At 40.7% G+C, this 9,450-nt stretch carries 9 protein-coding genes; 8 read left to right on the top strand and 1 reads right to left on the bottom strand.

Translation table 11 applies throughout. The features are described 5' to 3' along the window. Positions 1 to 298: 298 nt before the first annotated feature. The 3 genes from DP117_RS12435 (at position 299) to DP117_RS12445 (ending at position 4,533) form a co-directional block, all read left to right on the top strand. Positions 299 to 1,639 (top strand): ATP-grasp domain-containing protein, encoded by a 1,341-nt coding sequence (locus tag DP117_RS12435; RefSeq protein WP_211176067.1) that lies wholly within the window; start codon positions 299 to 301, stop codon positions 1,637 to 1,639. 168 nt (positions 1,640 to 1,807) lie between these two features. Beyond that, positions 1,808 to 2,920 (top strand): D-alanine--D-alanine ligase, encoded by a 1,113-nt coding sequence (locus DP117_RS12440; protein WP_169218617.1) that lies wholly within the window; start codon positions 1,808 to 1,810, stop codon positions 2,918 to 2,920. A 530-nt stretch (positions 2,921 to 3,450) separates the two neighbouring features. Continuing rightward, positions 3,451 to 4,533, top strand: coding sequence for a class I fructose-bisphosphate aldolase (locus DP117_RS12445; protein ID WP_169218618.1), 1,083 nt, complete (start codon positions 3,451 to 3,453; stop codon positions 4,531 to 4,533). A gap of 361 nt (positions 4,534 to 4,894) precedes the next feature. On the opposite strand, the gene DP117_RS12450 is transcribed toward DP117_RS12445, so the two are convergent. Continuing rightward, positions 4,895 to 5,182: a hypothetical protein gene (locus DP117_RS12450; protein ID WP_169218619.1), complete on the bottom strand. Its 288-nt coding sequence runs from the start codon at positions 5,180 to 5,182 to the stop codon at positions 4,895 to 4,897. 33 nt (positions 5,183 to 5,215) lie between these two features. On the opposite strand from DP117_RS12450, the gene DP117_RS12455 reads away from it, so the two are divergent. From DP117_RS12455 to DP117_RS35380, 5 genes are all read left to right on the top strand, one after another. After that, entirely contained in the window at positions 5,216 to 5,905 is a 690-nt protein-coding gene (locus DP117_RS12455; protein WP_169218620.1) for a hypothetical protein, read from the top strand. A 373-nt stretch (positions 5,906 to 6,278) separates the two neighbouring features. Then, a complete protein-coding gene (locus tag DP117_RS12460) occupies positions 6,279 to 6,614 on the top strand; it encodes a hypothetical protein (RefSeq protein ID WP_169218621.1) in 336 nt (111 codons plus the stop codon). A 156-nt stretch (positions 6,615 to 6,770) separates the two neighbouring features. Beyond that, on the top strand, positions 6,771 to 7,325 hold the full coding sequence (locus DP117_RS12465) for a Uma2 family endonuclease (protein ID WP_211176068.1): 555 nt from the start codon (positions 6,771 to 6,773) through the stop codon (positions 7,323 to 7,325). Positions 7,326 to 7,588: 263 nt separating this feature from the next. Next, positions 7,589 to 7,960, top strand: coding sequence for a hypothetical protein (locus DP117_RS12470; protein WP_169218622.1), 372 nt, complete (start codon positions 7,589 to 7,591; stop codon positions 7,958 to 7,960). 22 nt (positions 7,961 to 7,982) lie between these two features. Continuing rightward, the gene (locus DP117_RS35380; RefSeq protein WP_211176069.1) at positions 7,983 to 9,224 is read left to right on the top strand and encodes a GUN4 domain-containing protein; all 1,242 of its coding nucleotides are present in this window, start codon (positions 7,983 to 7,985) and stop codon (positions 9,222 to 9,224) included. The last annotated feature ends 226 nt before the right edge of the window (positions 9,225 to 9,450 follow it).

Below are 9,450 nucleotides of genomic sequence, written 5' to 3' on the forward strand. Positions count from 1 at the left end.
ATGGGGAAATTTAAAATTCATGCATTATTGCTTGAACTTTGTAAGCGCAAAACTCACGCTAAAGGGATAAACTTTGCATATCTGTTCGTATCTCCTCTGCTGGAGATCACGCTAACGCTTTCCTACGGCGTTCTTTAGGTGCGACGAGCACCAGAAGCATAATATTACAAAATAGTTTGGTGACAGTTGGATTCCTAGTTCCGCAATTCAAAAAATTGCGAATTATGAATGACTAATCATCATCGCACAATCTCTTCCCTTATCATCTACTAAAGAAGTAACATCACTAATTTCTTTGATGACACAAGTCAAAGCCCTATTTCAGAATCTTGCGACCTTGGCAATACTCTTGTTAGTGTTGCCTATTAATGCTGCTATAGTTTTAGTATCTCTGTTTTGGAATCGCTTAAGCCGTCTTGTTCGTCCTCAGACAGCTGTCGCCGCAAACCGCAAAAATATCTTGATTAGCGGTGCCAAAATGACGAAGGCGCTGCAGCTTGCTCGTTCTTTTCACGCTGCGGGACACAGAGTTGTCCTAATAGAAACCCACAAATACTGGTTATCGGGACATCGGTTTTCTGGTGCGGTTTCTCGCTTTTATACAACTCCCACCCCACAGTATGACCCCGAAGCTTATATCCAAGCTTTACTAGACATTGTTAAGAAAGAAAACATTGATGTCTATGTTCCTGTCACGAGTCCAATTGCGAGTTACTATGACTCTTTAGCAAAACCTGCACTCTCACCCTACTGTGAAGTTTTTCACTTCGACGCTGATGTCACCCAAATGCTAGATGATAAATTTGCTTTGAGTGAAAAAGCAAGAGCGTTTGGCTTATCGGTTCCCAAATCCTTTAAAATTACAAACCCTGAACAAGTTCTAAATTTTGATTTTTCTGGGGAAACTCGCAAATATATTCTCAAAAGCATTCCTTACGACTCAGTACGGCGCTTAGATTTAACTAAGTTACCTTGCGATACTCCAGAGGAAACAGCAGCATTTGTCAGAAGTTTGCCAATCAGCCCGGAAAAACCCTGGATTATGCAAGAGTTTATTCCTGGCAAGGAATTTTGCACTCACAGCACAGTCAAGAATGGAGAGTTACGACTGCACTGCTGTGCAGAATCTTCAGCTTTTCAGGTTAATTACGAAAATGTAGAAAACCCGAAAATTCAGGAATGGGTGAGACATTTTGTCAAGGAACTGGGAATCACCGGACAAGTTTCCTTCGATTTTATCCAAGCTGAAGATCAGACAGTTTACGCCATTGAATGTAACCCCCGAACGCATTCGGCAATTACAATGTTTTACAACCATCCACAAGTGGCAGATGCTTATTTGAGTGAAGAATCTTTCACTGAACCTCTTGTACCACTGCCAAACAGCAAGCCGACATACTGGACATATCACGAAGTCTGGCGGTTAACTGGTATTCGTTCCTTTGCTCAACTGCAAACTTGGATACGCAACTTTCTACGAGGTACTGATGCTATTTATAAGCCGGATGATCCATTGCCGTTTCTGATGCTACACCACTGGCAAATTCCCTTGCTTTTGCTCAATAATCTGCGCCAACTCAAAGGTTGGACAAAGATTGATTTTAATATTGGTAAACTTGTGGAATTAGGTGGCGATTGAGCTAGGGATAAATTTTGATGTAACCGCTATTAATTGTCTTGTTTTCTGAGAACTCAACAAATGTGCCAGTAGCAATAACTTCGGAATGTTATTTTGCTATTTTTAGCACGTCTGCTATCAAGCTTGGAATCAGGTCTTCTAATTAATTTTAATTTAGTTTCAACAAATATGTCCGAAAAAATACTTGAAACTCAAGCTTCATCCTTATTTTCAACTACAGCCACAACGCCAATATTGCGAGTATTGCACCTCGTCGGCTCCCGTGTCTCTGACTTCTACTACAACCTATCAATGATATATGGAAAGGAAGTAGTGCAACCAGTTGGTGTCAGCAGCTACTATGCAGTCATACATCCTGACGGTCTTTGGCAGTTAGGTACGTCCTTGGATGCCTTGTCAGAGAATATGTCACTCCAGGACATGATTTCTGGGCTACCTGAGATTGATGTAGTAGTACCCCATTTGTTTTGTTTTCCTGGGATGACCAGTTTCCGGGCGTTATTCGAGGATATTCTTGGTCTCCCCCTGGTAGGGTCGCCATCCCACTGTACAGCGCTGGCTACCAACAAAGCTCAGACACGCAGCGTTGTGGCTGTATCTGGTGTTCGCGTTGCCAAGGCACAACTACTACGCAAGGGAGATACCTTAACGATGCAGCCTCCATTCATAGTGAAACCGAACTCGGAAGATAATTCTTTGGGCTTGACGTTGGTTTGGAATGAAACTCAGATAGAGTCAGCATTGCACGTTGGCTTTGAACTTGACGAAACCTTGTTAGTTGAGGATTATATCCCTGGGCGGGAAGTGCGTGTGGGTGTAATCGAGCGTGGGGGTCAGTTGTGGGTGCCGCCGATGATAGAGTATTTAGTCACGGAGGAACACCCTATTAGAACTGTACATGATAAGTTAGATCTGCAATCTGACGGAACGCCTGGAAAGCAACCGGAAAAACCAGCAGCAAAGCCGATGTGTCCAGCTAATGTGACACCAGAGCTATTCGAGAAACTCGCGGATGCTGCTAAGAAGGCTCATATTGCTTTGGGTTGTCGCGATTACTCTTTGTATGACTTCCGGATACACAAAGCAACCAACGAGCCGTATCTGCTGGAGGCGGGATTGTTTTGGTCTTTCGCCAAGATTGGTATGATTTCGCGGATGCTTCTGGCTGGTGGGGAACGTTTGGAGGATGTGACATTGGAGTTGTGGCGTGGGGCGGCAGCCCGGACTCGTGTGGCTTGTGGTTCGCTCTTTAAGTACACTAAAGCAGAACAACTCTTATAGACAAGTTCAAAATCACTCTCCAGCGGGTGTGCTCATAAGTAGTTGGTTGAGACTGACGCCCAGACACGCAGACACGGAGACGCGGGGAAAAAGAAAAGTTTACCCACCTTAACTCACCAACTGTGTTTGACCGCACCCCAATCTGCTTAACCCGAACTCAGGTTTTCTTAATTTGGGACGCGTAGTTGGATACTCGTTAGCGAAAGTAGCTACTTTGTTGCATCTCGTAATCAGATAGAACTCATTCGTCACAAGTTAAAATAATATTGCTTTTATCAATTATAAATTCTGCTGAAAATTGAATAAAAATAAGGTGTAAAATTCGATTTTATGTTGGGTTTCACTCTGGTTCAACCTAACCTAAAATATGACATTAACAATGAGTGTTGATTAAGAAATCAATCAAAAGTAGTATATAAATCGATGATTAGATTAGGTATATAAACTTAATACTTTTATAAGCAGGTGATAAATAGTACGGATGCTATATTAAAGGCAAAGCTATGTGCTGAAGTTTTGAGGCAAAGGCAATGACTACAACACTCTCTGCGCCTGATTCTATCGAGTCCTTGCTAGGCAAAGAAGCAGAAGACTTGCTCACCTACAAGGCAAAAGTTTCTAAAGATTTGCTACATCTACCAGGACCAGACTTTGTAGATCGAGTTTGGTTAAACAGCGATCGCAATCCCCAAGTCTTGCGTAATCTCCAAACACTCTATTCTACAGGACGGCTGGCAAATACTGGCTATCTCTCTATTCTCCCTGTAGACCAAGGGATTGAACACTCAGCAGGTGCATCATTTGCACCCAATCCCATTTACTTTGATCCCGAAAATATTGTTAAGCTGGCAATAGAAGCAGGCTGCAACGCTGTTGCTACGACATTGGGAGTTTTAGGCTCAGTTTCACGCAAGTACGCCCACAAAATTCCCTTCATAGTCAAACTCAACCACAACGAACTGCTGACTTTCCCCAATCAATTTGACCAAGTTTTGTTTGCTTCAGTTGAACAAGCTTGGAATTTGGGAGCAGTTGCTGTGGGTGCGACAATTTATTTTGGTTCAGAAAACTCCACCAGGCAAATTCAAGAAATTAGCCAAGCTTTCAAACGCGCTCATGATTTGGGGATGGTGACGATTCTCTGGTGTTATCTACGGAACAACGCTTTCAAGGAAGACAAAGACTATCACCTTGCTGCTGACCTCACAGGACAAGCGAATCATCTCGGTGTGACAATTGAGGCTGACATTATTAAACAAAAGTTGCCTGAAAATAACAACGGTTACGGAGCAGTAGCCAAGGCGACTGGTAAGAGTTACGGTAAAACCAATGAGCGGGTTTACACAGATTTGACAACTGACCACCCAATCGATTTAACTCGTTACCAGGTACTCAATTGCTATTGTGGACGCGCAGGACTGATTAACTCTGGTGGGGCGTCTGGAAAAAATGACTTTGCTGAAGCTGTTCGGACTGCGGTAATCAATAAACGCGCTGGAGGAACAGGATTAATTTCTGGGCGCAAAACATTCCAACGTCCGTTTGAAGAAGGAGTGAAATTGTTTCACACGATTCAGGATGTTTACTTGTCTGATGCAGTGGCGATCGCCTAAACAACTCCAGCTTATTTTCAACTGAGGGTGACGCACAAGAGTTAACTGAACCTATTAGACATCTCCAAAAACTAATTTCAAACCCTTGTGCTGTCTAGGTTAAGATTTGATTTCTGGAGAGGTCAATTGACCTCGCTTTTAACTTGTAACGAATGCTCAGTAGACTGAAAGCTTTTGTGAGTTAACGAAAGTTTTCGGTCTACTGAAATTCTATAAGGTGTTCCTCGCGGCGTTGCATCCAGTAAAAATAATCCAACATCAAGATGCCTGAAATTGAAGTCGCTTAAATAGCCATAAAATAGCCTATCCATACTTGGCTATGTGAAAAGAAACTATGTGATTCATAAGTTTCCAGTTTATCTTACGTTTTTTTGGTTGACCTACTTAAATCTTCTGTTCTATCTAGTTGTACGATAAATTCTTGTGCAACTGGTTGCTGTGCTGTAAATTTTTTTTTGCTGCGCGCGATCGCTTTATGATTTGGTTTAGATGCTTTCGCTTTTTGTGGGCGACATTCGAGGCAATATAACGGTTGTGATGGGTAACAGGTGCGCTCTACCACCTGATTGCAATTTTTGCAGACAAATCGGTAAACTCGTTGCTTGATAACGCGAGTGTGAGCTTTCACAAAAACTTCCTTGCTTTCCACCTGTCTTAATTCCCTGCTGAAAACGTGAATGGTATGGCTGATTTCTCTAAAATTCTAAGTTTACTAGAACAAGAGCGCGAGCGCTACGTATCAGAAGCAGCTCAGTTAGAGCGCCGGCTATCGTTAATCCACAATCAGATTACCACTTTAGAATCTCTGATATCAGGTTATACGCTCGAAGAACAGATGTATTCTCCCCAAAGACATTTTCCATTTCCTAATAGTACTGCCGTACTTGAGGATGCTCCTGTGTCTGTGGACGAGGAAGAATTAGACTCCACAGACTACGATGTGGATGATTCAGAGGATTCGGAAGATGAAAATCCTGAGTCTGTATTATTGAGTGAAGAACAATCATATCCGTCTGATGAAGAAACAGCAGAAGCTGTGGAACCTGATATTTCTGATATTCCCAAGTTAAGCATTCAAAGAAGACCAGGAAGCATACCAATGAATCGGGAGTTTCAAGAATATTCCATACAGAATGCTATCCTGATTCTCATGCGCCGCCGACCGGATTTACATTTTCATCTTGATGCGATCGTTCGCGACCTCTACGGTGATAAATTAACACTCTCACAGTTAAAGACAGTGAGAGCCAATATAGGAAAAATCCTTAATACAGGAGTGCAATCAGGTCTATGGCATCAGGTATTGTACGCAAAAAATGTGTATACTTTGCATTACGAGAAAGGAGTGACGAGTAAACAACTAAAAAGTTAGTCACTGAAGTTTAGTGGCTCATGAACTTTTAGTACAGCACCACGGTTAACAATTCAAAATTTAAAATGGACCGGAGGCGGAGCGGCTCCGGCTCCGCTGCGTCCCGCTGCGCTAACAAAATTAAAGACAGTTACATAAGGGGATTTAAACCTCGACGACTGAAACTGAGAAGCCAGTGCGCCCAGGAGGTTTTCCCGACTTGGAACGCGCAGCGTCTGTTGAAAACAGAGGCATCTGGCGTGCTTCGTATAAACGCTCGTGGTCTCAAACTCTTCAATTTACGATGAAAATATTTATCATAAACAAATCTGTAAAATCACAAGTACCGTTTGTATCTAAAATTATCACAAATTATCAAACTTAGAAGAAAATCATGGCAACACTGAAACTGATTGAGTTATTCTGCATAGATCCTGAAGATAGAGACACGAAGGACGAGGCTTATATCCGAATCATCACTACTGATCAATCACCTCGAATTCCCACTAGAGGTTCTTTCTCTATTTCCAAAAATCAATCGGTAAATCTTAGAAGCAATACCGTCAACTTTACAGGAAAAGCAGAAATTAGGCTTTTTGACCAAGATTCTGTAGATGCGGATGACTTTTTAGGCGCAAATACTGTAGATTCATCCAAGCTAGGAGCAGGAAAACTCAAGTTTATCAAGAACAGTGTCAACTACGAATTAACCTACGAGGTTGTTCGTTGACGTACTCCCCAACAGATGTAGCAGTGCATCACTCAATTGGAGTAACGTGAACTACCTACACGCTCCCTGACGGTACAGTGTAGGTAGTTCACATGTGGGGCTTCTGACCGATTAAGCTAAATTTAGGTTTGAGATGCTAGGAGTGGAAATACGGAAATGACAATTACAGTTCCAACAACCACTACACTGAAAGAGTTTTTGGAACTTCCATACGTTGATGAGTCACCAGCTTGGGAGTTTATTAATGGAGAAGCGGTTCAGAAACCGATCGCAGGAGGTAAACACAGCCTGTTGCAGAAACGTTTAGTTGCAGTGATTGATGCAGCAGGAAGTCACTACGAAAGCTTTCCAGAATTGCGCTGTACCTTCGGTAATCGTTCAGTAGTTCCTGATGTCGTGGTTGTCGCTAGTAATCAACTACCGGTGGATGATAGCGGTGATATCATTAGCACTGGTATTGAATTTCCTCCAGCTTGGGTTATTGAAATCCTTTCCCCTGCTCAAAGTCAAACCAAGGTAACAGGCAATATCCTGCACTGTCTAAGAAATGGTACTCAGCTAGGATGGTTGATAGATCCGAGCGAACGTTCTATCTTAGTTTATCATCGCGATCTGCAAATCCGGCAAGCGAAGCTATCGCTTGCCGGATTTGTTGACTGGAGCAGATGTTTTACCAGTGTTAGAAGGTATAAGCCTGACACTCTCTGTTGATGAAGTCTTTAGTTGGTTGAAGCGCAGATAAAGTTTTCAGGCGATAAGCCTTTGGCTTGACGCTACGCGTATCGCATACTTAGAAAAAATAGAACTAATTTTTCAATACAACTGGTAGGTTATGCTTTTAATGATTTCAGTTGCGCTTCGCTTCACTCAATCTAACCTACTAGCTTGTGATTTTAGTCACATGTATAATTTTCGGAAACTGGTATTTGTCTTCTGTAGTATAGATTTATTAATCCATATGAGAGAGTTTTTACATGAGCGACGAAAATCGTAATACATACAACATATATCTAGGTTCAGGCGGAAATTTTAACCAATCTATACAGGGAAATTATACACAAGTACATGGTAATTATATAAACTTGAGTCAGGACTTATCGCAAGCTGCTACTCAGATACAAGAGTTATTAACTCAACTACAATATCAGGGATATAGTTCAACAGATGCTCGACAAAAAGTAGCGAATGATTGGGCAAATGAAGCTAAACATGATCCTAAAGCTAAAGGTAAACTGATTCAGTTTGGACAGTATATGCGAGACGCTGCTGCAAATGGTGTAATAGGGGAAGCTGCGGTAGAAGTGATTAAATTGGCTTTGAGATTATCAGGTATTCCTGTGCCGTAAAGCACTTCTCAGAAGTTGAACTATGAAGATTCAAATCAAGCAAATATTAAGACAGTTCTGTCTTCTGAATTATCGACTTTCATTCGCAGAAAAGATAATATGCTCCTTTTTGGTTCTATTTTTAGCTCAAGCGATCTTATTGACTATTGATAAAGGTTTGAAATTTGCAGCAAATTATATCAGAGAAAACTATCAAACTATTTTTTTATATGTTATTGGTGGATTACTATTTGGATTAGGTTTTTCTTTATTCATTTTTCAAATTAGACGTACAAAACAAAATTCGGACAGCAGCTTAACCGATGATGATGATGATAATATTAATGATAATACCACAGCCAATAATCTTACTATTTACACAGAAGGTGGGAATTATAACGAATCTATTGATGGTGACTATATTGAAATACAAGGAAATTATATTAACATAAATCAGGATTTTTCAGATGTAGCTACAGAGATTCGTGAATTAATAGCTCAACTCAAAACTCAGGGATACAGTGAAGAGCATGCTGAGACAATAGTTGCAAGTGAACTAGCAGAACAAGCTCGTAGAAAGTCTAAAGTTAGAAAGAAACTTTTTAAGTGGAGAAAAGATTTTAGGGGTGCTACAGCAAAAGTTAATCATGGAAATAATGAAACTGAGGCGGCGAGAGAAGTCGTTAAAGGTGCTGTTACTTATCGTTATACTTCGTCTAGAAGTTCTATTTCAGTGATGAAGAGAACTTATTATAAATTAGATAAATTACTCCGGATAAAGAAATGGAAAGAAGCAGATCAGGAAACAGCTAAAATTATATATGAGCTATCTAGTCAAGAGTTGCAAAAGTATTCACAAGACTACGAAATAGCTCTTGTACAATATTATTTAAGTGCAAAAAGTGTGGAAAATATTTGCTTAAGTTATGAACATATTGCAGCGCTTCCTAACAAAGACCTGAACACTATAAATAACCTCTGGCTAAAATACAGCAACGGGAGATTTGGTTTTAGCGTTCAAAAGCGCATTTGGGAAAGCCTAAAACCTAACTCTGACTATGATCTTTTTGGAATTGAAGATGAAATTAAAGAAAAATTTAGTGATATAGTTGGCTGGCGCAAGAAAGGATATTGGCTATATTATTCGGACATGAACTATTCTTTAACAGCGCCGAACGGACATTTTCCCATAAAAGTAATGTTAAACTCCAGTCTGGTAGAGCGATGCAGTATTAATAACTCTATTTTTAGTGTTTTTGTTGGGCGTGAATATAATAAATCATAGCTTATTCAAGTGTATAGGCTAGGTTAGGCAAAGCCGTAACCCACCTATGATCACTTGAACGCTGAATCTTTGTTATAAAGTTGAGTCATTTTCACTTTGATATTTTTAAAGTTATACAAAAAAGCTTATTGATTTCCGATTTCGGTTCCCTCTCCTTTATAAGGAGAGGGTTAGGGCGTGTTTTCAAACTATAACCACAAAATAATGGAGGCGAGCGTAATCATAG

This window comes from Brasilonema sp. UFV-L1, assembly GCF_012912105.1.
GTDB lineage: Bacteria > Cyanobacteriota > Cyanobacteriia > Cyanobacteriales > Nostocaceae > Brasilonema.

Bases quoted from the DNA above. Each gene is read 5' to 3' on its own strand.
- DP117_RS12435 (WP_211176067.1), top strand. From the start codon at position 299: ATGACACAAGTCAAAGCCCTATTTCAGAATCTTGCGACCTTGGCAATA.
- DP117_RS12440 (WP_169218617.1), top strand. From the start codon at position 1,808: ATGTCCGAAAAAATACTTGAAACTCAAGCTTCATCCTTATTTTCAACT.
- DP117_RS12445 (WP_169218618.1), top strand. From the start codon at position 3,451: ATGACTACAACACTCTCTGCGCCTGATTCTATCGAGTCCTTGCTAGGC.
- DP117_RS12455 (WP_169218620.1), top strand. From the start codon at position 5,216: ATGGCTGATTTCTCTAAAATTCTAAGTTTACTAGAACAAGAGCGCGAG.
- DP117_RS12460 (WP_169218621.1), top strand. From the start codon at position 6,279: ATGGCAACACTGAAACTGATTGAGTTATTCTGCATAGATCCTGAAGAT.
- DP117_RS12465 (WP_211176068.1), top strand. From the start codon at position 6,771: ATGACAATTACAGTTCCAACAACCACTACACTGAAAGAGTTTTTGGAA.
- DP117_RS12470 (WP_169218622.1), top strand. From the start codon at position 7,589: ATGAGCGACGAAAATCGTAATACATACAACATATATCTAGGTTCAGGC.
- DP117_RS35380 (WP_211176069.1), top strand. From the start codon at position 7,983: ATGAAGATTCAAATCAAGCAAATATTAAGACAGTTCTGTCTTCTGAAT.